Source organism: Terriglobales bacterium, assembly GCA_035561515.1.
Taxonomy (GTDB): Bacteria; Acidobacteriota; Terriglobia; order Terriglobales; family Acidobacteriaceae; genus DATMXP01.
The window spans coordinates 1-24,774 of sequence record DATMXP010000018.1; the positions used below are offsets into that span (position 1 = coordinate 1).

Genomic DNA, 24,774 nt, shown 5'->3' on the forward strand with positions numbered 1-24,774 from the left:
CTTATAAGTCCTTTGGAATCATATATGTGGAGCCCGACGCACGCGTAACTGCTTTGTTTTCTTATATGAGGCAAAACAGGGGGGGAGGGGGTACCCCTCAAACTTTCATCGCCCTCTCGGTGTCCAGCACCAGCAGTAGCCGCGTCTTGAGCTTGTATGCCCCGCGGATCATCTCCCGCGCCATGCCCTGTAACGTATCCGGTGGAGGCTCGAATTCATTCTCCTGCACCTCCACCACATCGCCGATCTCGTCCACCAGCAAACTCACCGCACCATCGTCCGACCGAACCACCACGTTCATCGGAACCACGCCCCGATCCCGTTCCGCCAACTCCAGCCTCCGTCGAAGGTCAAGCGCCGTCACGATCTGCCCACGCAGATTGATCAACCCGCCCACCGCCCGGTTCGCCAGCGGAACACGCGTCGTCTCCTGGTGGCGGATCACCTCTTGAACTTTTTCAACTTCCACTCCAAAAAAGAGTCCGTCGAGCAAAAATGTGCAAAACTGCTGCGTCGCGCTCATCGTCTCGCCTCCTGTAAATTCGGGTTCTTCATCAGCGCTTCCACGTTGAGCAAATCTGTTACGCGACCTTGAATCACCGCTGAACCAACACGATCGCTCTTCACCTCATCACTCTCCATCGCGACTGCCTCCTCGACAATGTCCACGATCTGATCGACGATCAATCCAACGCTGCGTCCTTGCTTCGAGTAAACGATCACCTGCAATGTCTGCTGCTTCTCGGTCGCGTTCTCTCCATCCAGTTCTTGTGCGATATCGATCAGCGTCATGATCTGACCTCGATATTGCACGACCCAATCGCTTCCCGAAGGCTCGATCATCTTCGCCGGAAATTCCTCCAGCCGCGAAACAGCCGAAAGCGGAATCGCCATTCGCCTGCTTCTGCCAACTTGGAACACAAGCCACGCGTCGCGTCCAACCGCTGAATCTGTTGCTCGATGCTCCGTTTCCAGCGCTGCGCGTTCGCGTACTTCCGTGACAACACTCGACATCTGCGCAATTCCCAGCACATCGAGAATCAACGCTACTTTTCCATCGCCCATGATCGTTGCTCCGGCGAAACACGATAGCCCCTTGAACTGCTTGCCCAAAGGCTTCACCACGATCTCTTCCGTGTCGTTGATCTCGTCCACAACCAGCCCGAATTGCCGATCGTCCGCCTGCAACACGACGATATTCACTGCATCGCCATGCGCAGAATTGCCAAGCTCTAATTGCTGGTTCAGATAAACCAGCGGCAACAGATTTCCGCGCAGCCGATAAACTGGCGCGCCATGAATCCGCTCAATCCCTTGTTCGGCCTGTTCGCCTTCCAGCCTGACCAGTTCGAGTAAGCTCACTTGAGGAATGGCAAAACGTTCGCAGCCGCTAGTCGCAATCAACGCCAGAATAATCGCCAGCGTCAGCGGAATCTTGATCTTCAGCGTCGTGCCTTCGCCCTTGACCGTGTGAACATCGACCGTTCCGCCGATCTTCTCGATGTTGGTCTTCACCACGTCCATTCCAACGCCACGACCGGAAATGTTGGTGACCGACTGAGCAGTCGAAAGCCCTGGCCGAAAGATCAGGTTCAGCGCCTCGCGTTCTGACATGCGCGCCGTTTGCTCGGCCGAAATCTGTCCCCTCTCAAGCGCCTTCTGCTTCAACCGCTCAAGGTCAATGCCTCGTCCATCATCGTGGATCTCGATGTTCACCTGCCCGCCTTCGTGGAACGCCCGCAATGTCAGACGCCCTTCCTCGCACTTTCCCGACGCGTTTCGTTCCTCCGGCATTTCGATTCCATGATCGACCGAGTTGCGCACGATGTGCGTCAGCGGATCCTTAATGGCTTCAATGATGGTCTTGTCGAGCTCCGTTTCGGTTCCTTCCATCTCGATGCGCACCTGCTTGCCCAATTGCGCCGCGAGGTCGCGCACGACGCGCGGGAACTTGCTCCAGACGTTCCCGATCGGCTGCATGCGCGTCTTCATCACGCCTTCCTGAAGTTCGGTCGTAATGAGGTTCAGACGCTGCGCTGTGCCCAAGAACGCCGAGTCCGTTTCCGTGCCTGTGAACTGCAGGATCTGGTTGCGCGCCAGCACAAGCTCGCCCACAAGGTTCATCAGCTTGTCGAGCAGATTCACGTCCACGCGGATGCTGCTGCCGGAAACGTGACTGCCGGCTTCGGACTGTTGCAGCCGCAGCGCTTCGTTCAGGATGTCGGGCGAAACTGCGCCGCGCTCGACGAGGATTTCCCCCAGCTTGCGGCCGTCGCCGGCATGCTGCGCGGCGAGCGCTTCCTGCACGGCCTGCTCGGTCTTCTCCACCAGGATTTGCCCGAGCGGCGTGCGTTCTTCCAAAGCACTCTCCAGCAACTGCTTCAGTTGGGCGATCACGCTGCTGTAATCGCCATCACCTTCGCCGCCCGTGGAATCGATCGATTGCAGCACCTCGCGCAACGCATCGACCATCTTCAACAAACCGGTTGCGATTTTGGAGTTCAGGCGAAGCTTGCCATCGCGCATTCGACTGAGCAGGCTCTCGCCGACGTGAGCGACGGATTCCAGCTTGCCGAATCCCAATACGCCGCTGGTTCCCTTGACGGTGTGGATCGCCCGAAAGATACGCGCGAGCAGTTCGCTGGAGTCGGGTTCCTTTTCAAGTTCCACGAGATCGCGGTCAAGCTGATCGAGGTTGTCGTTGCTCTCGACCAGAAACTCTTTGATGATTTCGTCCATTTCGCTCATGAGACAAAGCTCCGCGAAGATCACGAGCAGGGAAATAGCCGCGCAGGATTAACGAATTTTTAGAAGGGAAATCAAAAACGCAGCGCGCCGGCGGGGGGAGGTGAACCGGTTGGCGCTGCGTTTGAAGCCGTGGAGGAGGACATTCCTACCGGCTGGGCAAGCTTAGTTGTAGAAGGCCTTGTTCTTGTCCACGAAGGCTTCGTAGCCGGCGGGAAGTTCGTCGACCAGGAAGATCGCGTTCGACGGGCAGACGCCGACGCAGGCGCCGCAGTCGATGCAGTTTTCCGCGTCCACATAAAGCTGTGGCACGGTCTCAAACTGCGGTTCGTCTTTTTTCGGATGGATACAATCCGTTGGACAGGACTCGACGCAGAGTTCGTCTTTGGTACAGGAATCAGTGATTACGTATGCCATGATTGCGCTCTCTCTCCCAATCAGTTCGGCGGTTTCGCCCGTCGTCTGCAATAACCCTACCGCCGCCTTGTCCAAAGGAACTGTGATGTGCGTCACGAGAGCGCGTGACCCTTTTACATTGGCTTGAAAGTTTGACTTTCTTGGGCGTTCCACGCTACTCTCACATTCACCTGTGACACGGATTCAGCGATTTACGGGCTTTACCTTTGCCGCCTGCGCCTATTACTGGCGCAGCGAGCGCGGCGCGGGTGGAGCGTGTCCTGAGATGTCATAGAAGAAAGATCAGCACACAATTCAGATTCCCAAAGCCGCGATATAGAAATCGCGGCTTTTCTTTTTGGAGCCAAAACGATGATCGTCAATATGTCGGTAAATGCCACTGAGCAGGAGATTCACCATGTTATCGAGCGTGTCCGGGAGGCCGGATTCCAGCCGCACGTGACCCGAGGCGAGACAAAGACGATTATCGCGGCAGTTGGGGCCGGCGGACGGCGGCACGAGATCGAGGCCCTGCAGGCGGCGGCGGGAGTGGAAGATGTGGTCCCCATCGCGCAGCCGTACAAACTGGTCAGCCGGCAAACGAAGCCCTCTCGCACGGTGGTACGGGTTGGAGATGTCGCGATTGGCGGGCCCGAGGTGGTCGTGGTAGCCGGACCGTGCTCGGTGGAGTCGCGCGAGCAGATCCTTACCACTGCCCGGGCGGTCAAGCAGGCGGGTGCTTCGATGTTGCGGGGTGGCGCTTATAAGCCCCGGACTTCTCCCTACGAATTCCAGGGGCTTGGAGAAGAAGCGCTCAAGTTGCTGGCAGAGGCGCGCGAAGAAACCGGGTTGCCGGTGGTCACGGAGGCGATGAGCACCGAGGATGTGGACCTGATCTGCGAATACGTCGACATGCTGCAGATTGGCGCGCGAAACATGCAGAATTTCGCGCTGCTACGGCGAGTGTCGACTGCGAACAAGCCGGTGCTGTTGAAGCGGGGGCCATCGGCGACGGTGAAGGAATGGCTGCTCGCGGCGGAGTACCTGCTGAGTGGCGGGAATCCAAACGTGGTGCTTTGTGAGCGGGGAATCAAAACATTCGAAACCGAAACACGAAACACGCTGGACCTGGCTGCGGTTGCATTGGCGAAAGAATTATCGCACCTGCCGGTGGTGGCGGACCCGTCTCATGGAACAGGGAAGCCGGTGCTGATTCCGCCGATGTCGCGCGCGGCGATTGCGTGCGGGGCAGACGGGTTGATCGTGGAAGTGCATCCGTGTCCGGAACGGGCATGGTCGGATGGGCCGCAATCGCTGACGCTGGAGGCGTTTGCGGAAATGATGGATGAACTCGACGAGCCGGCCCGCCGGGTTTCGGCACGGAAGGAGCAATCGAAGGCGGCGGATTAGGGAAGTCGGCAACCATTAAATCTTCCTCATCGCGTCTGGACACATATCTGCATTGTTTCTTCTGCGGTTCCGTCCGAGCGGACGGCACGCGAGGAGATTGCAGAAATGACGTGGTTTGCGAACCTGAAAATTTCAACGAAGCTGTTGGGCTCGTTCGTGATTGTTGCGGCAATTGCGGCAGTCATCGGATGGATGGGGCTGTCGACTTCCGCAAAGATGGCAGCGGTTTCCAGCGACGTACACAAGAATCATCTGATATCCATGCGTGAATTGCTGAAAGCCAATCACGCATTCCTGTCGGCACGCATAGCAATCCGTGATTCCTTGCTCACCAGTTCTCCGGCCGAACGGCAGAAGAAGTTCGCCCAAGTCGTTGAAGCACTGGACCAGGCCGACAACTACATGGCCGAGTACAAGAAAGCCGAATTGTCGGAACCGGAGCAGAAGCTACTGCCGAGTTCAGAAGCAGCGCTGCGCAATTTCCGCAAGCAAGCGGAGTCGATTGAAACTGTTGCCGTGAAGATGCAGGACCAGGCAGCGGTGGAGATCCTTCATGGCGTTGCGGGCGATGCTGCCAGAGAAGCGGCGGAATCACTGGACCAACTGGCCGAGATCAATTCGCAACTGGCCGCAGACAACAATGAGGCCAACGAGCGGACAGCGGCACGAGCACAAACAACGATTCTTACATTTATCGGTGTCGGAGTGCTGATCGCATTGAGCTTGGGATTTGTCATTTCGCGCGTGATTTCACGTCCGGTAAGGAAGTTGGGAGAAGCCGCCGATCAACTGGCAACCGGTGTGGTCGATCTGGAATTGCCAGCCGAAGACCGTAGCGAAGTGGGACAACTCTCGAGGTCATTCAAAGCAATGGGAGAGACAATACGCGATCGCTCAGTGGCTGCGCAGAAGATTGCGGGGGGTGACTTGTCGGTGGTGGTAGAACCCAAATCCGACCGCGACGTGCTGGCGAATTCGCTGAAGAAATGCGTCGAGGTGCTGAATGAGTTGATGCGACAAATGGCGAACATGGCCCAGCAACACGATGCAGGGGAGATTGACTCCTTCCTTGATACGGCCAATTTTGAAGGTGACTACGGGAAAGTGGCGCAAGGCATCAATGACATGGTTTCTGGCCACATCGCGGTGAAGAAAAAGGCGATGGCTTGCGTCGGCGAGTTCGGCCGCGGGAATTTCGAAGCGCCGTTAGAGAAGTTCCCCGGAAAGAAGGCCTTCATCAACGAAACGATCGAGCAGGTGCGGGCGAACCTGAAGGCGCTGATCGCAGACGCGGACATGCTTGTGAGGGCAGCGATTGAAGGCAGATTGGATACTCGCGCCGACGCGACGAAGCATCACGGAGACTTCCGCAAGATCGTCGACGGAGTAAACGAAACCCTCAACACGATCGTTGGACCCCTAAACATCGCCATCGACTCGCTTGATCGACTGGCGCAAGGAGAAAACCCTGAGCCGATAACGAGGGACTACCAGGGCGAATACAAACGTCTGAAGGAGAGCGTGAACGCGGTGACGTGCACAGTGAAGACCCGCGGCGAAGAAATGAACTATCTGCTATCGGCGGCACTGGAAGGCAATCTCGACGCGCGTGCGGATGCCAGGAAGTTCACCGGTGGGAACGCTAAATTAATTGATGGAATCAACGGTTTGCTGGAAGCGATCGTGCACCCGCTTCGTGACGCTTCCCAGGTTCTGGAAAAGATCGCGGCCGGTGATCTTACTGCCGAAGTCGAAAAACCATACAAGGGCGAGTTCAACAACCTGAAGCATGCGATCAATACTGTGTCCATCCAGGTGCGCCAGGCGATGCAGCAGATCGGGCGCAGTACTTCGGCACTGGTGATGTCGGCAGAGGAACTGAACAAGGTTAGTCATCAAATGAGTTCGAGCGCGGACGAAACGGCGGCGCAGGCGAACGTAGTTTCGGCGGCTTCGGATCAGGTCAGCAAGAACGTTCAGACGGTGGCTACCGGCGCGGATGAGATGGGCGCAAGCATCAAGGAGATCGCCAAGAACACGGCCGAGGCGACAAAGGTCGCGATCTCCGCGGTGAAGACCGCCGAAGCAACCAATGAGACGATCGAAAAACTGGGGCAGTCGAGCGCGGAGATAGGACAGGTCATCAAGGTGATCACATCCATTGCGCAGCAAACGAACCTGCTGGCACTGAATGCGACGATCGAGGCGGCCCGGGCCGGAGAGGCAGGCAAGGGATTTGCGGTTGTCGCCAATGAAGTGAAGGAGCTGGCGAAGGAAACTGCGAAGGCGACCGAAGACATCAGCCGGAAGATCGAAGCGATCCAGACCGACACGAAGGGAGCGGTGGCCGCAATCGGGCAGATCGGCGGAGTGATCCACCAGATCAACGACATCCAGAACACGATTGCGAGCGCAGTGGAAGAGCAGAGCGCGACGACCAATGAGATCAGTCGCAATCTGGCGGAAGCTGCCAAGGGTGCGGTCGATATCACGAAGAACATCAGCGGAGTAGCGGAAGCGGCAAGGAGTACGACGGCGGGCGCGGTGGATACGCAGAAGTCCGCGCAATCCCTGGAGCGAATGGCAGCGGAACTTCAGGAACTGGTGTCGCAATTCAAATACGACGAGCAGAAGGCGACGGCAACTGCCAGGCCCGTCGCAGCCAAAACCAGGGCGAACGGAAAGTACGTCGCTTCCGAGCGCGAAGGGGCATTTGCCGAAGCAATCCACTAATGACCTGCAACAAGGGCGGCCGAGATCACTGGCCGCTTTTGTTTTCTAAAGACTCCGCCCAAATAAGTCGAAGTAAATAGCGAGAACGATGGCAGGGATCATCGTGTCTTGGAAATACCGATAGTCCGAAGGACGTATGAAACGAATACGAGTGCTGGTGGTGGATGACTCGGTGGTGATCCGGCGGATGCTGCGGGAAGCGTTGTCGGAGGATCCGCTCATCGAGGTGGTGGGAGTCGCGGCGAACGGAAAAATCGGGCTCTCGATGGTGGAGCAGCTATCGCCGGACCTGGTGACGCTCGACATCGAGATGCCGGAGATGGACGGTCTCGACGTGCTACGCCAGTTGCGGGTCAGGCAGCCGGCCCTTCCGGTGGTAATGTTCAGCACACTTACGCAAAGAGGCGCAGTGGCGACACTGGATGCGCTGGCGCTGGGTGCAAGAGATTACGTCGCGAAGCCAGCGAATGTGGACGGGATCACGGCGGGCCTGCAGCGTATTCGCGAAGACCTGACACCGAAGATCAAGGCGCTGTGCGGGTATAAGGAAGCGATTGTTGCGGATCTGCTCGAAAAGAAATCGTGCACAGTGGGTCGGTCGACAGTTCGCTCCGGGCCGATCGAAGTGGTGGCTATCGGATGTTCGACAGGAGGCCCCAATGCGCTCGCGGAGGTGCTTCCGAAACTCGCCGAAGATCTTCCAGTTCCGGTGATCATTGTGCAGCACATGCCTCCTACGTTTACGCGATTTCTGGCGGAACGATTGAATGCGAGTTGTGCGCTCGAGGTCAGGGAAGCGGAAGCCGATCAGGTATTGGAGGCGGGCGAAATCTGGATCGCTCCGGGAGATTTTCACGTCGCAGTGCAGGCCAACGGCACGAAAGTCCATCTTCGGACGAATCAGTCACCCCGTGAGAATTCGTGTCGACCGTCGGTGGACGTCCTGTTTCGCACGGTTGCGCGCGTATACGGGAACAGGGCGCTGGCAGTGATCCTTACCGGAATGGGCCAGGATGGGTTGCGAGGCACGGAGGAACTGAAGTCGGCGGGTGCATTTGTAGTGGCGCAGGACGAAGAAAGTTCGGTGGTCTGGGGCATGCCCGGGTTCGTGGTGCAGGCAGGTTTAGCGGACCGAGTGGTTCCGCTGGCGAATGTCGCGCAGGAGATCACAAAACGAGTCGCGGCCGGAAGGCAGGCATTCACTCATCGGCTGGGAGCTTAACCATGGGGATCAGTACAGTTCATTTCGACTACCTGCGCAAACTGATGCGAACGCATACGGCCATCGTGCTTGATGAGGGGAAGGAATACATCGCCGAATCGAGGCTGGCGTCGTTGGTGTATGACGAAGGGTTTGGATCGGTAGACGACCTGTTCTTTGTACTCCGTGAAAGCAACTTCAGCAGCCTGCATCGCCGTGTAGTGAATGCGATGACGAATAACGAGACCTGGTTCTTCCGGGATGTGGTGCCGTTTGAAGCGCTTCGGAAGGCAATCATTCCAGAGTTGATGGTGAAGCGAGCGGCGGAAAGGACGTTGAGGATTTGGTCTGCGGCGTGCTCGAGTGGGCAGGAGCCGTACAGCGTGGTGATGATGCTGCGAACGGACTTCCCCGAACTGACTGGCTGGAAGGTTCAGGTGGTGGCGACAGATGTGTCCCATGCGGTTCTGGAAAGGGCACAGCGCGGGCGGTATTCCCAACTGGAAGTGAACCGCGGACTGCCGATCCCGCTCCTGAAGCGTTACTTTCGGCAAGACGGCCTGGATTGGCTGATCGCGGATGAGATCAAGAGCCAAGTGGAATTTCGCGATTTGAATTTGTCGGAACCGTGGGCACTCATGCCAGTGGTGGACGTCGTGCTGATCCGGAACGTGCTGATCTATTTCGACGTGCCAACGAAGCAGGACATCCTCGGGCGGGTGAGGAGGCAGATGATGCCGGATGGCTTCATGTTGATGGGCAGTGCGGAAACTACGCTGAACCTGGATAGTAGTTTCGAAAGAGTGCAGTTCGAATCTACGGCCTATTACCGGCCGACCTCGCAAGGCTGACAGATGGCAATAGAGCAGAAGGACATCTCACGGATGGCGGCGGAGATCTGGACCGGCATGTTGCAGATGGAGTTGGAGGGCGCGTCCCGTCCGGCGGTCAAGACGAACGGAATTGGAGCATGTGTACACATCAGCGGCGCATGGCAGGGTGCTGTGCTGGTGCACTGTTCGCTCGAACTAGCGCGGTTGGCAACAGCAAGGTTTCTTGCTGTTGATCCGGGGGAAATTGCCATTGAGCAGATGCGCGATGCCATGGGGGAACTGGCGAACATGAGCGCCGGAAGTGTGAAGCCACTTCTGCCAGAGCCATGCCAGCTTTCGTTGCCGTCCGTGGCTGACGGCACGGATTATCACTTGTCGGTTCCACAAGGGACACTGCTCCTGGAATCGACGTTCCAGTGCGGCGGGGAACCGTTGTCGATCACAGTTCTTCAAAGGCGAGACGGCCGAAACTGAATCGCGAGAAAGCGACGCGAGGAACTCTGAATGCATCCAAGTCAGGGCAACTTGGAGCGTGTTGATGAAACCTTTGTTTTGGGTTGGATTGGTAGTCCTTGTGCTTGGGATTGCGTCGTTCTTTTTCGCGATTCCGCGTCAGGAGCGGCACGGCATCACTGTCGGAGACGCATCGGTGGGAGTTACCACGCGCAATGACCAGAAAGTCCCGACTGCGGTCAGTATCGTGATGCTGGTGGGAGGCTTGGCGCTGATGGCGATCGGCGGCAGAAAGTAAACAGCCCACGCCGAAGCGTGGGCCATTGAGATTGTTGCGATTACCGGTTGCTTGTGCCAATAGCTGCCGCGCGGGCACCATTCTTTTCGGCGATGATCCGGCGGGCATTCTCGGCCAACTGCTTGGCTTCCGGCATGAGTTCCAGTGCCTTCTGAACAAGCGGGTCGGCTTCCGCACGAATCTTGAGTCCCTCTTCCTGGCCGTAGGCGTCAACGAAAATCTCGCTCTTGATATTCGAACGGAGCCAATCGTTGATCTCGCTGATTTCCTGTTCCGTGAAGGGAACCTTTTCTTCGGTCAGGAACTTTCGGAATTCCTGCATGACATTGTCGTCAACCACGAAGTTCTTCTGGACCTGGTGGTTGATGATGTACCGTTTCGCGAAATTGAAGAATGCGTACTTCTGGATCAAGCGATCCTGGAACGCATTCTGTTTGGGCGTGGGCACCTTTACGTCGGGCGTGATACCACCGCCACCGTAAACGGTGCGTCCGCTATCGGTGGTGCGCACCTCACGGTTCTGGTTGTTCTTGTCGTTCTCTGAACCTTCGCGGTTGTAGTAGTAGTCGTAGAGCGAGACGCCTGTGTACTCACGCTGGATCAAGCGGTTGCTGGGCGTGTAGTACTTCGCGGTAGTCAGAGCCAGACCGGTGTTCTCAGACAGCGGATACACGGTCTGAACGAGGCCCTTTCCGAATGTGGTTTCGCCGATGATGAGGCCGCGATCGTGGTCCTGAATTGCGCCGGCGACAATTTCAGCTGCCGATGCCGTGCCACGGTTTACAAGCACAACGATCGGGTAGTCGCGCCCGCCGTTTCCACGGGGTGCACGGTAAACCTTTTCAGGTGAAGAGCGCCCGTGGTGCGAGACGATGACGGCACCCTTCTTCAGGAACTTGTCGGCAACGCCAACGCCTTCGCTGAGCAATCCGCCCGGATTCTGACGCAGATCCAGTACCAGACCTTTCAGGTCACCCATTTCGTCGAGGGCGGCCTGCACTTCGCGTTCGGTGGTTTCCTGGAAGCCGGAGATATGGATGTAGCCGATACCGGGGCGAATCTGGAACTTCAGGTCCACGGAGTAGCGCGGAATTTCGTCGCGCGTCACAGTGAAATCAAGGGGCTTTGCGGTGCCTTCGCGCAGCACGGTGATACGGACCGTGGTGCCCTTGGGCCCTTTCAGCATTTCGGCGACATCCTGGGTGGTCAGGTTGTCGGTCGGCTTACCGTCGACGGCGATGATCACGTCGCCCGGGTGGATGCCGGCCCGGAAGGCCGGTGTCCCGGCAAAGGGAGCAATTACGATGACCTTATTGTTGCGGGGACCGACCTGCATGCCGACGCCGTAGTATTTACCGCGCTGCTCTTCGCGCAGCAACGAGTATGACTTCGGGTCAAAGAAGTTCGAGTGCGGGTCGAGAACATGCAACATCCCGGGGATCGCCCCGTTGTAGATGGCCTTGTCGGCGCTGACGGGTTCCGCGTAGTTCTGCTCGACGAGGTCATAAACCTGAGAGAACGTACGGAGGCTGTCACGAATCTCGGTATCACCCGACGCGGCATTTGAACTGACGCGCTGCCCGAAAAGGGCGCCGAGCGCTCCGCACAAAAGGATGATAAAAGTGACAAGGAAAAGCGAGCGGCGAGAACTACGAACCATCGGATTTGAATCCCTCGGGTAAGACTGACTTGCGACTGCCTCACCCTGCTACCTAAGTGGCAGTATAGCATGGTATTTTCGGCACTTTTAGCCGCGAAATACCTGCTCAAGTGTCAGATGCAGGACGGGGCTGCTAAGCTTCAGACGTTTGAAAACTTAGGTGGTTAGTGCGATTGCCGTATGGCCATCACCGAATTTAAGATGGTTATCACAATATGAATCTCGGCTTTACAGAAATGGCGTTCATTTTCGTCCTGGCCCTTATCATCTTTGGGCCGAAGAAGTTGCCGGAAATCGGTCGCCAGATAGGAAAGTTCATGGCCGAGTTCAGGCGAGCCAGTAATGAGTTCAAGTGGCAACTGGAAGCCGAGATGAGACAGATCGAGGCGGAGGCTACCCGGGAACGGCTGGCCAAAGCGGCTCCTGATACCAAGACCTCCTCGGAAGGCGAACCCCAACCCACACCCCCGAGTGAAGGTGAAATCTACCCGACGACCTTCGGCTTGGAATTCCGTCCCAAGACTTCGGGCTACGAACCGGGTTCGGAACTTGTGGACCCAGAAACTGTGAAGCCAGAGGAACTCAAGGGACCCAATGCCTAGCAGCGTCGAATCCGCGGCCGCCGCGGCACGGGAAGCATTCCAGGAAAAGATGTCGGCAATGAGCTTTCTCGAGCATCTCGAGGAGCTTCGTAAACGAATCATCTGGTCGATAATCGCTGTCGCGATTGCGTTCTTTGTTTGCTGGAACTTTGCCGAAAAGATCTACGGCTATATGCAGGAGCCGATCATGCAGGCGCTCCAGCGGAACCATCTCGAACAGAAGCTCGTTTATCTGAATCCGACCGAACCCTTCAATATGTACATGAAGATCGGTCTGATTGCGGCGCTGTTCGTGGCGTCTCCGTTCGTGCTTTACCAACTGTGGGCTTTTGTAGCTCCAGGGCTTTATAAGCGCGAGAAACGCTACGTGCTTCCATTCATGGTCCTGAGTGTGGGGCTGTTCCTAGGAGGCGGGTTTTTCGGGTACAAGGTCGTTTATCCCGCGGCCCTCGACTTTCTTATCAATTACGGAAAGCAGTTCCAGCCGATGATCACCATCGGCGAATACACCGACCTGTTTCTGACGATCATCATCGGGTTGGGCGTTGTTTTCGAGATGCCGATCCTGGTGTTTTTCCTGGCTCTCATCGGGATTGTCAGCCCCGGTTGGATGTGGCGAAACTTCCGCTATTCGATTCTGGCTATCTTCGTCGTTGCTGCCATACTGACGCCCACGACGGACATCATGAACATGTGCGTGTTCGCAGCACCGATGATTTTGCTGTACCTGATCAGTATCGGCGTGGCATGGATGGTGCATCCGCGTCGTCGCAGAGCAAAGGCCGAGTCCGAATCCTAGTCACCTTGTGCATGCCGAGAAACTCGGCGCTCATGGTGAAGACCGCGCTCGAGGCGCGGCTTTTTCGTTGTTCAGGTGTTTACATTTACACTTAGACCGTGAAGAGAACCGCACTATTACCGGTGTTCGTGCTGTTGGTGAGCGTAGTTTTGCTTGCGCAACCGGCGAAAAAGGCTGCTGCTTCTGCGCCCAAAGTGAATGCATCGCGGGCCATGCAGTTCACGCGCGAAGTAACGGCAATTGGCCCCAGACCCATCGGGAGCGCCGGTCACAAGGCAGTCGAGGCTTACATCCGGAAGCAGTTGAAAGGCGACACCGTTGAGGAAGACGTCTTCAAGGCGAAGACTCCTGCCGGTGAGTTCGAGATGCGGAACTTCATCGCGAAGTATCCGGGAACAAGAGAAGGCATCATCGTCGTGGGTGGGCACTACGACACAAACTACGGGCTCAAGCGTTATGTCGGCGCTAACGATGGCGGTTCGAGCACCGGCCTACTGCTGGAATTAGCGGCCCAGCTTCGCGGCAAGAAGCGCGAAGGTTACTCCGTGTGGCTGGTGTGGTTCGATGGCGAAGAGGCGGTTCGCGAATGGTCCGCAACCGACAGCGTTTATGGCAGCCGGCACCTGGCGCAGAAATGGCGGCAGTCTGGACTGCTGCCCAAGATCAAGGGTTTTCTGCTCGTCGACATGATCGGTGACGCCGACCTGAACATCGAGAAGGAACAGAATTCAACATCGTGGTTGCAGGACCTGGTGTACAGCGCGGCCAGCAAACTCGGCTACCAATCGTATTTTTATGGCAGGTCGATTGCGGTCGAAGACGATCATCTTCCGTTTGTACAGATGGGCGTACCCAGTGTTGACCTGATTGATCTCGATTACGGGCCAAACAACAGCTACCATCACACGCCCAAGGACACCATCGACAAGGTGAGCCCCAGGAGCCTGGAGATTGTAGGCAACACCGTACTCCAGACCATTCACCTTCTCGATCAAAAGTAGACCGAGCCCCTACGCGGCGCGCTCGTCACCCTCAACATTCCGTCTTTCTTCCCTGCGAGGATAAACAAACACGTCATCGCCCCGCTGGACGATGTCGTAGGTGAGAATACGTTCTTCGGCAGGGCCGTTCACGACACGACCAGAGTGCACATCGAATTGCGATCCATGCCACGGACACTGGACCGTACACCCGATCAGTGCGCCGTCCGAGAGCGGGCCGCCCCTGTGTGTGCAGTGATCATGGAACGCAACAATACCTTCCGCGCAACGTCCTACTGCAACTCTTGAGCCCTGGATTTCAGCCAGCATGATCTGTCCTTGCACCAGGTCGGAACTTTTGCAGACGGGCTGGTTCCAGTCGTTCAGTTCGACCACTCTTTGCTTCGAAGCGTTGGCATAACGATGGTCGACTGCGATCTGGTTGCGGTACACGAGCGTGGCTCCGAGCCAACCGGAGATGCCAATCAGTACTACGCCGATCGCGGAAAGCAGCAGCGATGTCGCGTTCGGACGCACGTCAGGCGATCCGCGATATGCGGCCACGGCGACAAAGGCGATGATCACCAGCAGGTTCAGAATGGCGTGCTTGTATCCACGACGACGCCCGCTGGAATTGGGTGGGACCACTGCGAAAAGGTCGATAGCGCCCGGTACCGCCGCGAGCACGGCGCCGATTAGTCCGGCAATGACGCAATACCACGCGGCACTCCAAAGAGAAGGGAAGTCCCTCCAGACGGAGATCAGGTCAAAGACAAAGCTGGTGACCAGAAGTCCGATCGGAAATGCGACAAGCATGGGATGGAGAGGGTGCGACTTGATGCTGGCGCGAGAACGCATGGGGAAGCTCCTCAAGGAGTGTGATTGCCGCAACGTGGGGAGGGGATGGCTTGTTACGGCTTGGCGAAGCGGGAGTTTTCGTTTCTAATGCCGTGCACCATGAAAACCAGAGTGCTTCTTGCTGTGATGCTGTTTCTGTTATGGGGTGTGTCTGCGCTCGGGCAGGATGCTTCGCAGGCAATCATCGATGGAGCTCTGAAGCCGTCTGCGATTGAGAAACAGCTGAGAACGCTGACGGACGAGATCGGTGGGCGCGTGCCGGGAACGCCGGCCATGGACAAGGCGGTGCAGTGGGGCGTAGCCGCTTTCAAAGAAGCAGGTGCTGATAGCGTAGTCGAGGAGCCGTTCACGATCCCGCAGAGTTGGTCGGAAGGCGAGACGAATTTTCAAATCGTGGCTCCGGTCCAATTCAAGGTGAAAGCCGTTTCTTTCGCGTGGTCACCGGCAATTCCGACGCCGCTGAATGCAAGAGTCGTTTTTGTGGGCAACGGCGGCGTTGAAGATTTTGCGAAAGCCGGCAGCGTTGCAGGCGCCATCGTGGTGGCGAACACCGATATGCTGAAGACGTGGGACGACTTGTTCGCCGAGTACATGAATGCGCCGGGGATCATTGATCGTGCGGTCAAGGGAAAAGCTGCGGTGGTGGCGTTTCTGGCATCGCGCGAGCACGCAGTTCTATATCGCCACTCGCATTCATTTGACGGACGTGTTGACGTGCTCCCCATATTGACCGTCGCGCGGGAAGACGGGGAGCGCATCGCGCGACTCCAGCAGTCGGGCGAAAAGCTCCAGGCAAGACTGGTGATGCCCAACAAGGTCGGTGGTCCAGCAAAAACGGCAAACGTTGTGGCGGAGATCCGTGGAAGCGAACTGCCGGACGAATACGTCATCCTTGGAGCTCATCTGGATTCATGGGACCTCGGCACAGGAGCACTCGACGACGGCTGCAACTCCGCTCTGGTCGTGGACGCCTTGCGAGCAATCAAGCAGTCTGGCGCAAAGCCCCGGCGAACCATTCGGTTCATCCTCTTCTCCGGCGAAGAGCAGGGCATGCTGGGATCGAGAGCATATGTCGCTCAACATCGTGCCGAGTTGGACAAGATTGCCGCGGTGATAATCTTTGATTCAGGAATCGGAAAGGTCACAGGATTCTCGCTGGGCGGGCGATCGGATGTGAAGCCGGTGGTCACCCCGATGGTCGCACCGCTGAACTCTTTGGGAGCGACAACTTTGACGGAAGATGCATCCTGGGGCACTGACAACTTCGACTTCCTGCTGGAAGGCGTACCGACGTTGGTTGCAAACCAGGAAACCGGCAATTATCTCGTCAACTATCACGCGGTTTCAGATACATTCGACAAAGTCGATATCGATCAGCTAAAGAAGCACGCTGCAATTGCCGCATGGACGACGTTTGCCATCGCGAATGCACCTGATCGAATTGGAGCACGACAGACGCGAGAACAGATCGGCGAATTAATGAAGCGCACAGGGCTGGAAGATCAGATGCGCGCGCTCGGAGGTTGGGACGAGTGGGAAAAGGGTTCAAGGGGACGGAATAGGTAAGGACGATTGGAAAATCTCTATTTCTGGATTGGCTTTAATGCATTCGTAGTCATGATGCTCGTGTTAGACCTGACGGTCTTTCATCGCAAGAGCCACACCATCAAGTTCAAGGAAGCGCTGGTTTGGAGTGCATTCTGGATAAGCCTGGCCGCGATCTTTGCAGGCATCGTTTATTACTGGCGCGGTCGTGCTGTTTCCCTCGACTTTATTACCGGATACCTGATTGAAGAATCGCTCAGCGTCGACAATCTTTTTGTTTTCCTTCTGATTTTCAAGTATTTCAAGGTACCGAGCCAATACCAGCACAAGGTGTTGTTTTGGGGAATCATCGGTGCGCTGGTAATGCGCTTTATCTTCATCTGGGCCGGCGTTGCGCTTATTAACCGGTTTCACTGGATCATCTACATCTTTGGCGCATTCCTGGTTTACACCGGCTTCAAGCTGTTCCGGGGCACGGGCTCCGACGTGAAGCCTGAAAACAATCCTGTGCTGAAGGCGTTTCGAAAGTTCTTCCCGGTCACAAGAGACTACGAACAGGATAAATTCTTTGTTCGGCACCGAGGCATTTACGCCACACCGCTGTTCCTGGTGCTGATTGTGATTGAGACGACCGATGTGGTCTTTGCAGCGGATTCGATTCCTGCCATCCTGGCGATTACGCGCGACCCGTTCATCGTGTACACCTCAAACGTGTTTGCGATTCTCGGCTTGCGGTCTCTCTATTTCGCGCTTTCCGGGATGATGGATCTCTTCCATTACCTGCATTACGGCTTGGCGGTCATCCTGAGCTTCATCGGGGTGAAGATGCTTCTGTCGAATTACGTGCACCTTCACACTGGGATTGCGTTGGGCGTGGTGGGCGGTGTTTTGGCGCTTTCGGTGGGCGCAAGCCTGATCTGGCCGAAGCGGGAGCAAGAGGCCTGACGGCTACTCGAACCTGACCTTGTCTCCTGCGACGATGGAGTGCTTCTTGAATTTGACATCGTCGTGGTCGGAGTAATCCATTCGGTAGTGAGCACCACGGCTTTCCAGTCGAGCCGCTGCGGACTTCGCGATGAGAGTGGCTGTCTGCCAGATGTTGCGGGCCTCATAGCAGCGGCGGCAGTCTTCTTTCGGCAGGGAATTCTGCACATCCTGCAACTGCTCCAAAGCGCGATTCAGGGATTGCCGGGAGCGAACAATGCCGACCTCACGCCACATAATTTCCTGTATCTGCCGAATGATTTCTTCGGCAGGCTTTGAAGTCTGTGTCGCAGCGTGGTTCGACTTGTCTTTAATCTCTTTCAGTTTTGAGCCATGTCCGGGTTTTGTGTCCTGATGCATGGTTCGAGCGGCGCGAGCGCCATAGACCAATCCCTCTAACAGCGAATTGCTCGCCAACCGGTTTGCTCCGTGTACGCCGGTGCAGGCTACTTCACCCGCAGCGTACAAGCCGGGAAGGGTTGTTCTGCCGTAAAGGTCGGTGCGGATGCCGCCCATGGCGTAATGGACTGCGGGACGCACGGGGATCATCTCCGTGCTGATGTCCACGTTGTACTTGAGGCATGTCTCGTAAATCCGAGGGAAACGCTTTTGCAGGAGTGCCGCGTTTTTGTGAGTGAGATCGAGATAGACGACGGGATCCTTGCTGCGGCTTACTTCAAGTTCGTGCGCGATGGCCCGGGCAACGACATCACGCGGCGCAAGTTCGCCTAGCGAATGGTATTTCGGCATAAAGCGGGTCATCTGCTCGTTGCGCAGAACCGCGCCTTCTCCCCGTAGAGCCTCCGACAGAAGGAACCGCGGCGTGCCTTTGACGTATAACGCGGTCGGATGGAACTGCACGAATTCCATGTCGCTGACTTCGGCACCGGCGCGGTAGGCCATCGCAACACCGTCTCCGGTAGCGACGCTGGGGTTGGTGGTCTCCTTGAAGACATGTCCGAGTCCACCCGTTGCCAGCAGGACGGCTGCCGCTCGTACCGGGTGAATGACACCGCCCTGGTCGAGCAAGTTCAAGCCGACTACGCGGCCATCTTCCACCAGCAAGTCGGTTGCGAATTCGAACTCACAGATGGAGATGTTCTTCAGCGATTTCGCTTTGAAATAGAGTGCGCGTCCGATTTCCTGGCCGGTCGAGTCGCCATGGGCGTGGAGGATACGATCACGGCTGTGAGCGCCTTCGCGGGTAAATGCCAGCTTTGTGCCATTGCGGTCGAACTGGGTGCCCCAGGCAATGAGTTCCTCGATGCGCTCCGGGCCTTCTTCGACGAGAACGTGAGCGGCGTCAGGATTCACGATGCCGTCGCCGGCGTTGAGCGTGTCCTGGAAGTGCAGGGAGATTTCGTCTTCATCGCTGAGGGCAGCAGCAATTCCACCCTGCGCGTACTGGGTAGCGGATTCCGTGTACTCGAGTTTCGCGAGTACCAAAACGCGGCCCGCCGACGCGAGTTCGATGGCCGCACGAAGGCCGGCTATACCGGCGCCGACCACAACGAAATCTGTTTCAGCTGGAACGCTCTTCATGTCTGCGGAAATGTTAACACCGCGCCCTAAGTTATTATTGATTGAGTGCAACGGGTTGATATCAATATACCTGCGCATCCCTACAGCGCAGTCATCGAAAATGGCCTGGTAAACCGGGCGGGCGTGTTCCTGAACGAATTGTTTCAGGGGCGGCGTCGCCTATACGTGGTTACCACAACGCCAATCCGCAAGATCTGGGGCGAAGCGCTGGCCGAGGCGCTGAAAGAATTCGACACTGTTTTCTTCGAGATCCCGGATGGCGAGAAGTACAAGACTCTCAAGACCGTCGAGGACCTTATCCGAAATCTGGTCAAGCGCGGTGCCGATCGGAAGTCGGTGGTCGTCGCGTTTGGGGGTGGCGTAGTCGGCGACGTGGCGGGTTTTGCTGCTTCCCTCTACATGCGCGGAATTGAGGTCGTACAGGTTCCTACGACACTTCTGGCGCAAGTTGACGCTTCGGTCGGCGGAAAGACGGGTGTGGATCTGGCGGAAGGGAAGAACCTGGTCGGAACATTCCATCATCCGCGAGCGGTACTGATTGATCCCGCAGTGCTGGGTACGCTGCCTGATCGCGAATTTCGTGCCGGCCTTTACGAAGTCATGAAGTGCGGACTCATTCGGCGTCCGGAGATTTTCGAGTACATGGAGCAAAATCGCGAGAAGGTGCTTCAACGCGATGCCACTGCACTGGAGTGGTTGATCAGTTCTGCGGTGCAGGTGAAGGCGGAGGTGGTGTCGGCCGATGAGCGCGAGGGCGATTTGCGCCGGATCCTGAACTTCGGACACACCATCGGACACGCACTCGAAGCCGAAACTCGTTATCGGCAGTTCCTGCACGGAGAGGCCGTAGCGTGGGGCATGGTCGCCGCTTCGATGATCGCGACCGCGGTCCAGAAGACTGAACCGGAAACTGCCCGCCGGATTATCTCGACGGTGCTGGCTTACGCTCCGCTGCCCAAGGTGGAATCGCGCGGTAAGCAGGTGATCAAGCGACTTGCAAGCGACAAGAAGACCATCGACGGCAAAGTGCATTTCATTTTGCCAACCGAAATCGGGAAAGTGGAGATTGTGAACGAAGTCCCGGAGCGTGCCGTGATCCAGGCAGTAGAAGAACTGAGGTACTTGTCGCAGACTGCCTGATGGAGACGGAAATCAAAACGGATCAAAAGCCGAAAGTGATCGGAGCATCGCCGACCGGTGCCAACGATCGCGAGTCGGCTTCCCGTGCCGTGCGCGAGATGTTCACGTCGATCGCACACCGCTACGACCTGCTGAATCACGTCCTCTCGTTGAACACCGATCGCTACTGGTGGTGGCGGGCGTCAAGAACATTTCGTCAGATACTTGTCCGGAGCGACTCACGCATCCTGGATCTGTGCTGCGGAACCGGCGACATGACGTTTGCTTTGTCGCGTCGTTCCGGCGGGCGCGCTGCTGAGATCATCGGCGCGGACTTCTCTCATGCGATGCTGCAACGTGCGGTGGTGAAGTCCCAAGGGACAAAGCTTCGGTGGGTGGAGGCTGATGCTTTGCAGTTGCCCCTGCCGGGTGATCACTTCGACCTGGTGACGTCTGCCTTCGGGTTTCGCAATTTGGCCGACTACAACGCAGGCCTGTGCGAGATCTATCGCGTGCTGCGGAACAATGGCGAGATAGGCATCCTCGATTTCGGAGAGCCGAGGGGTCTGCTCGGGAAACTCTACCGATTCTATTTCCGTTCGGTGTTGCCCAAGATCGGCACTCTCATCTCCGGTGTACGCGGCCCCTATGCGTATCTTCCTGCGTCGGTAGCGCGTTTCCCCGCGCCGGAAGAAATGCTCGAGCGCATGCGGCAGGCAGGCTTCCGAGATGTTTCGTGGACGCCTTACACGTTTGGGATTGCGGGCCTTTATCGCGGCAGGAAATAATCAGCGTACAACTGCCGCCTGAACCTCTTCGACGGGACGGAAGCTATCCAATAGCGCCTCGCCGATGGTGTACTGAATGACCCGATCATAATCGCCACCCAGGAACTTTTGCAGACGAGTAGTGTCCATCGTGTAGGAGCCGATCATGTAAGGCAATGACTCGGGAGGAATCCCGGATATGCCGAATCTCCAGCCCAACCTCAGAATCAGCCACATGATCCAGCGCCCAGGAACTTCGATGATCCGTGCATCTGCCAACTGAGCTGCTTCCTGCAGATTCACGGGTGAGCCTTTCCCCGCGACATTCAGGACGACGAGTTCGTTCTTGCCCGACACGGGTTTCCTCAGAATGTAGTTGAGCAGCCGCGCCATGTCGTCTACATGCAGAAATTGGAAACGGCTCTGACGATATTTCTTTCCGGGAATAATCAGCGGGAGTCGCTTACCTTTTTTTCGAAGCTTCTCAGCGAACTTTCCTTTCCCTGTGGGGGTGCCTCGAAGGACTCCGATCAGGTAGTTCTGCATCGTCGCACCCGCGAAGATGTGCGGACGAAGAACATACGTCGTGCAATTGCCCATGCTTTCAGCGCGATATCGGACAACATCGTCGGCTTCCTGCTTATGGATGGCGTAGGGCAAGGTGTGGGCGCCGAGAGGGTAGTCTTCCTTTACTAGGTAGGGAGTCTCAGGACCATATGCAGATACGCTACTCGGAAAAATGAAGGTATCGACATTCGTGTTATGGCGGTTAACCTCTGTGATGGCCTCCATGACCCGGGCCGTTCCAGCAACGTTGATCTGCCACATCCGGTCTCTGTCCAGTACACCCGTGCGAACTGGATCAATAACGAAGGCCAGATGAACGACGGCGCGAGCCTTGGTTGCTCGAAGAACTTCAACCAAACGATGGCAGGCAGACTCCCGCGACAAATCTATTTTTTCGAAGCGTAGCGGAAGGTCGGTAACAGGGGCGGCGAAGTCTACGCCGATCACATCGAAGTCATCGACCAGCAACCTGAGAAGTCGCGTTCCCAGGTTGCCGGAGATGCCGGTTACAAGGATGGCTGGTTTGGAGTTTCCTTTCACTTTTTCGTTGTTGGTGCAGGTTTTGGGGCGGTGGAGGGCATCGGCTTCGTGCCAGTTGCAGCACCCGCATTAGAGCTCTTTGCCGGCGCTGTTCCCGGGCTCGCGGCGGCTGGTGCTCTCGTCGCACCGGCAGGCGGCGGAGCACCTGCGCCTTGATCCGCGGCGGTTAGCGCGCGGAAATACGGCTGGTTCACATCCGCCTTGACGTGCGTGCTTATAGCATCCACCTGCTGTTTCATTCTTTCGTTCGTTAACTGTGTTTCAATCTCGCTTTTAGCCTGCTCGAAGGGAACTGGTTTTCTGTCGTCGACGCGGTAAATGTAAACGCCCGCGCCTTCCAGCATCGGCTGGCTAAGTTCGCCCGGCTTCATGTTGAATAACTGTTGCTGTTCTGGGGAGAGCGCTTCTTTTCGCCAATTGGGAATCGACGTCGGCGGAGGCGGTGTTTTGAATCCGGCTGCTTCGTAAACGTCCTTTTGCACCTGCTCGAACGATTCACCGGCTGCCACGCGTGCCCGCGCCTTTTCAGCCTGTGCTTTCAGATCATCATCAGTTGCCTGCTTAGTTTCGGCACCGCCATCCGCAGGGCGGCTTCTCGGGATGAATATGCGGCTCACCGACAACTCTTCAAACCGGCCCGGATTCTGCTTATAGAAGTTCTCGACCTCCGCAGCCGAGGGCTTCGCCTTTTCCTGCATGTGCAACTGCATCTCGCGAGCGAGAACCTGCAACTGCACAAACGCCATCAGGTCGCGGAAGCGTTGCGATTTCTCAAGTCCCAGTTTGCGGGCTTCGTCACCGAACACCAGCATCCGTGAATATTCCGCGGCGAGTTGCTGCTTGGCAGATCCCGGCATAACCGGCGAGAGTGTGTTGGCCAGTTTCTCAAATTCACCACGGGTGACAACGGTCTTGCAGTCCTCGGAATTCGGATCGGTTCCGGCCGGTTTGTCGGGGCAGACTCCGTGAATGGTTATTACCGCGGCGGTGAGCGGGACGTCTTCCGGTTTGGTGACGGGTGGTGCAGTTGGAGTCGCAGGAGTCGTTGCCTGTGGCGCCGGTTTCGAAGTTGCGGGAGGAGCAACTTGGGCCGAGACGATAACGGCCGAGATGAGTATCAGGAAGATTGCTGTGCGCATGGATTCTCCAATCCCCATTTGCTGGTATGTATGCAGGAAAATCAGCGTCAGAATCCTAGCATAACCGTGCTTGGCGGATGCGTTGTGGAACAGCGATAATGGCACTTCGTGACATCGACAGCCACAACCAGCGCCGATCAGATGCGGTCGGAGAAGCGGAACGTCGCCCAGAACTCGGTCTGGGCAGCGTTGGGCATTACGGGCCTGAAGGTCGTCGTCGGTATCACAACGGGTTCTCTCGGCATCTTGTCCGAGGCGCTTCATTCGGGTCTGGACCTCGTCGCCGCCGTCATCACCCTGTTCTCGGTCAGAGTTTCCGACAAGCCTGCCGACCTCGACCACCAGTACGGACACGGCAAGTTCGAGAACTTCTCCGCGTTTCTGGAAACTGGCCTTCTCCTGTTGACGTGCGCATGGATCATCTGGGAAGCAGGGAAGCGGCTGTTCTTTCATGAAGTCGAAATCGAGCCCAGTGTCGCTGCGTTCCTCGTGATGTTTTTCTCCATTGCCGTGGACCAGTGGAGGTCGCGAGCCCTGAAGAACGTCGCGGACAAGTACGACAGCCAGGCGCTCGCTGCGGACGCGCTGCACTTTCGGACCGATATATGGTCAAGTTCCGTCGTCATCCTGGGATTGGCGCTAGTCTCAGTCGGCCGTTACTGGGGGATCCCTTGGCTTCGCATTGCTGACCCGCTGGCCGCGCTGGTAGTCGCCGGAATCGTGATCTCTGTCAGTTGGCGACTCGCGCGTCAGACGATCGATGCGCTTCTCGACGCCGCACCATCGGGAGCGAGGAACCAGATTCTGGATGCGGTGGAAAAGGTGGACGGCGTCATTGAGGTTGAGCGCGCCCGTATTCGTCGGGCCGGAAATCGGTATTTCGCCGATCTGGCGATTGGTCTAAGCCGCAACGTCACATTTCAACGGTCTGAGCAGGTTACCCGCGAAGTGGCGGAGGCGGTGCGCCGTATCCTCCCCGACGCCGATGTCGTGGTACACCCGACCGCCCGTGCGGTATCCACCGAGAACGTATTCGACCGCATCCGTGGGGTAGCCGCGTCGAGTAACCTCAACGTGCACGATATCAGCATCCAGGACTTCAACGGCCGCCTTCACGTGGAACAGCATCTTGAGTTGGACGAAACCCTGAAGCTGAAAGACGCGCATGATCGCGTCACCGAATTGGAAGCGGATATTCGGGCCAAAGTGCCCGAGATCGATTCGATTCTGACCCACATCGAAAGCGAACCGGCGACGATAGAAACGGCCGAGCATCTCGAAGCCAACGCGGACCTCGAACGCCGGATGAAGGAAGCTGTTTCTGACTTTCCTGGAATCCTTGATATGCACGAAGTGGTCTTCAAACGTGTGGGCGAGAAGCGTTACGTCTCATGTCACTGCACTATGGACGACGAGTTGCCGATGTCCAGGGTGCACGACTTGATGACCGCATTGGAGATCCGCATCAAGAACATGGACCCGAATTTATTCCGAGTGCTGATTCACCCGGAGCCCAGCACGGACAATCTTCGGTAACATAATTTTCTTGCACCTTTCAGGTAGAATTGCCCTCCAATCACGCATGACTCCAAAAATCATCCTG

The 24,774-nt window shown here is 56.9% G+C and carries 22 protein-coding genes; 14 read left to right on the plus strand and 8 right to left on the minus strand.

What is annotated here, in order from left to right:
- Positions 1-97 precede the first annotated feature (97 nt).
- The 3 genes from VN577_06760 to VN577_06770 all read right to left on the minus strand — a co-directional run bounded on the left by VN577_06760 (position 98) and on the right by VN577_06770 (position 3,315).
- Positions 98-523, minus strand: coding sequence for a chemotaxis protein CheW (locus VN577_06760; protein ID HWR14510.1), 426 nt, complete (start codon positions 521-523; stop codon positions 98-100).
- Positions 520-2,748, minus strand: a complete 2,229-nt coding sequence (locus tag VN577_06765) for a chemotaxis protein CheW (protein ID HWR14511.1) — start codon at positions 2,746-2,748, stop codon at positions 520-522. The genes VN577_06760 and VN577_06765 overlap by 4 nt, the downstream gene beginning before the upstream one ends.
- 162 nt (positions 2,749-2,910) lie before the next feature.
- Positions 2,911-3,315, minus strand: coding sequence for a ferredoxin family protein (locus VN577_06770; GenBank protein HWR14512.1), 405 nt, complete (start codon positions 3,313-3,315; stop codon positions 2,911-2,913).
- A gap of 198 nt (positions 3,316-3,513) precedes the next feature.
- On the opposite strand from VN577_06770, the gene aroF reads away from it, so the two are divergent.
- The 6 genes from aroF (at position 3,514) to VN577_06800 (ending at position 10,069) form a co-directional block, all read left to right on the plus strand.
- Positions 3,514-4,551 (plus strand): 3-deoxy-7-phosphoheptulonate synthase, encoded by a 1,038-nt coding sequence (aroF, locus tag VN577_06775; protein ID HWR14513.1) that lies wholly within the window; start codon positions 3,514-3,516, stop codon positions 4,549-4,551.
- 105 nt (positions 4,552-4,656) lie between these two features.
- Positions 4,657-7,284 (plus strand): methyl-accepting chemotaxis protein, encoded by a 2,628-nt coding sequence (locus VN577_06780; GenBank protein ID HWR14514.1) that lies wholly within the window; start codon positions 4,657-4,659, stop codon positions 7,282-7,284.
- Between the two features lie 136 nt (positions 7,285-7,420).
- On the plus strand, positions 7,421-8,506 hold the full coding sequence (locus tag VN577_06785) for a chemotaxis response regulator protein-glutamate methylesterase (protein ID HWR14515.1): 1,086 nt from the start codon (positions 7,421-7,423) through the stop codon (positions 8,504-8,506).
- A 2-nt stretch (positions 8,507-8,508) separates the two neighbouring features.
- Entirely contained in the window at positions 8,509-9,336 is an 828-nt protein-coding gene (locus VN577_06790) for a protein-glutamate O-methyltransferase CheR (GenBank protein ID HWR14516.1), read from the plus strand.
- Between the two features lie 3 nt (positions 9,337-9,339).
- The gene (locus VN577_06795) at positions 9,340-9,792 is read left to right on the plus strand and encodes a chemotaxis protein CheX (GenBank protein HWR14517.1); all 453 of its coding nucleotides are present in this window, start codon (positions 9,340-9,342) and stop codon (positions 9,790-9,792) included.
- 64 nt (positions 9,793-9,856) lie between these two features.
- Positions 9,857-10,069, plus strand: coding sequence for a hypothetical protein (locus VN577_06800; protein HWR14518.1), 213 nt, complete (start codon positions 9,857-9,859; stop codon positions 10,067-10,069).
- 40 nt (positions 10,070-10,109) lie between these two features.
- Here VN577_06800 and VN577_06805 read toward each other — a convergent pair whose 3' ends face one another.
- A complete protein-coding gene (locus tag VN577_06805) occupies positions 10,110-11,729 on the minus strand; it encodes a S41 family peptidase (protein ID HWR14519.1) in 1,620 nt (539 codons plus the stop codon).
- Positions 11,730-11,944: 215 nt separating this feature from the next.
- Here VN577_06805 and VN577_06810 point away from each other — a divergent pair, with 215 nt between their 5' ends.
- From VN577_06810 to VN577_06820, 3 genes are all read left to right on the plus strand, one after another.
- The gene (locus VN577_06810) at positions 11,945-12,331 is read left to right on the plus strand and encodes a twin-arginine translocase TatA/TatE family subunit (protein HWR14520.1); all 387 of its coding nucleotides are present in this window, start codon (positions 11,945-11,947) and stop codon (positions 12,329-12,331) included.
- Entirely contained in the window at positions 12,324-13,130 is an 807-nt protein-coding gene (gene tatC, locus VN577_06815) for a twin-arginine translocase subunit TatC (GenBank protein ID HWR14521.1), read from the plus strand. Before VN577_06810 ends, tatC begins: the two co-directional genes overlap by 8 nt.
- Positions 13,131-13,228: 98 nt before the next feature.
- Positions 13,229-14,131, plus strand: a complete 903-nt coding sequence (locus VN577_06820; GenBank protein HWR14522.1) for a M28 family peptidase — start codon at positions 13,229-13,231, stop codon at positions 14,129-14,131.
- Positions 14,132-14,140: 9 nt separating this feature from the next.
- Here the strand turns inward: VN577_06820 and VN577_06825 are convergent, their stop codons facing one another.
- A complete protein-coding gene (locus VN577_06825; protein ID HWR14523.1) occupies positions 14,141-14,968 on the minus strand; it encodes a DUF2231 domain-containing protein in 828 nt (275 codons plus the stop codon).
- Positions 14,969-15,067: 99 nt separating this feature from the next.
- Between VN577_06825 and VN577_06830 the strand changes: the two genes are divergently transcribed.
- Together VN577_06830 and VN577_06835 are read left to right on the plus strand one after the other, a co-directional pair.
- Positions 15,068-16,534, plus strand: coding sequence for a M20/M25/M40 family metallo-hydrolase (locus tag VN577_06830; protein ID HWR14524.1), 1,467 nt, complete (start codon positions 15,068-15,070; stop codon positions 16,532-16,534).
- Between the two features lie 6 nt (positions 16,535-16,540).
- Complete coding sequence (locus tag VN577_06835; GenBank protein ID HWR14525.1) at positions 16,541-17,458, plus strand: TerC family protein; 918 nt, start codon at positions 16,541-16,543, stop codon at positions 17,456-17,458.
- Between the two features lie 3 nt (positions 17,459-17,461).
- Here the strand turns inward: VN577_06835 and nadB are convergent, their stop codons facing one another.
- Positions 17,462-19,039 (minus strand): L-aspartate oxidase, encoded by a 1,578-nt coding sequence (nadB, locus tag VN577_06840; GenBank protein ID HWR14526.1) that lies wholly within the window; start codon positions 19,037-19,039, stop codon positions 17,462-17,464.
- 45 nt (positions 19,040-19,084) lie between these two features.
- Here nadB and aroB point away from each other — a divergent pair, with 45 nt between their 5' ends.
- Positions 19,085-20,179: a 3-dehydroquinate synthase gene (aroB, locus tag VN577_06845; protein HWR14527.1), complete on the plus strand. Its 1,095-nt coding sequence runs from the start codon at positions 19,085-19,087 to the stop codon at positions 20,177-20,179.
- The gene (locus VN577_06850; protein HWR14528.1) at positions 20,179-20,946 is read left to right on the plus strand and encodes a class I SAM-dependent methyltransferase; all 768 of its coding nucleotides are present in this window, start codon (positions 20,179-20,181) and stop codon (positions 20,944-20,946) included. Before aroB ends, VN577_06850 begins: the two co-directional genes overlap by 1 nt.
- On the opposite strand, the gene VN577_06855 is transcribed toward VN577_06850, so the two are convergent.
- Together VN577_06855 and VN577_06860 are read right to left on the minus strand one after the other, a co-directional pair.
- Positions 20,947-22,032 (minus strand): NAD-dependent epimerase/dehydratase family protein, encoded by a 1,086-nt coding sequence (locus VN577_06855; protein ID HWR14529.1) that lies wholly within the window; start codon positions 22,030-22,032, stop codon positions 20,947-20,949.
- A complete protein-coding gene (locus VN577_06860) occupies positions 22,029-23,171 on the minus strand; it encodes a peptidylprolyl isomerase (GenBank protein ID HWR14530.1) in 1,143 nt (380 codons plus the stop codon). The genes VN577_06855 and VN577_06860 overlap by 4 nt, the downstream gene beginning before the upstream one ends.
- A 108-nt stretch (positions 23,172-23,279) precedes the next feature.
- On the opposite strand from VN577_06860, the gene VN577_06865 reads away from it, so the two are divergent.
- Positions 23,280-24,707 carry a cation-efflux pump gene (locus VN577_06865; GenBank protein HWR14531.1) on the plus strand — a complete coding sequence of 476 codons (1,428 nt, stop codon included), beginning with the start codon at positions 23,280-23,282 and terminating at the stop codon, positions 24,705-24,707.
- The last annotated feature ends 67 nt before the right edge of the window (positions 24,708-24,774 follow it).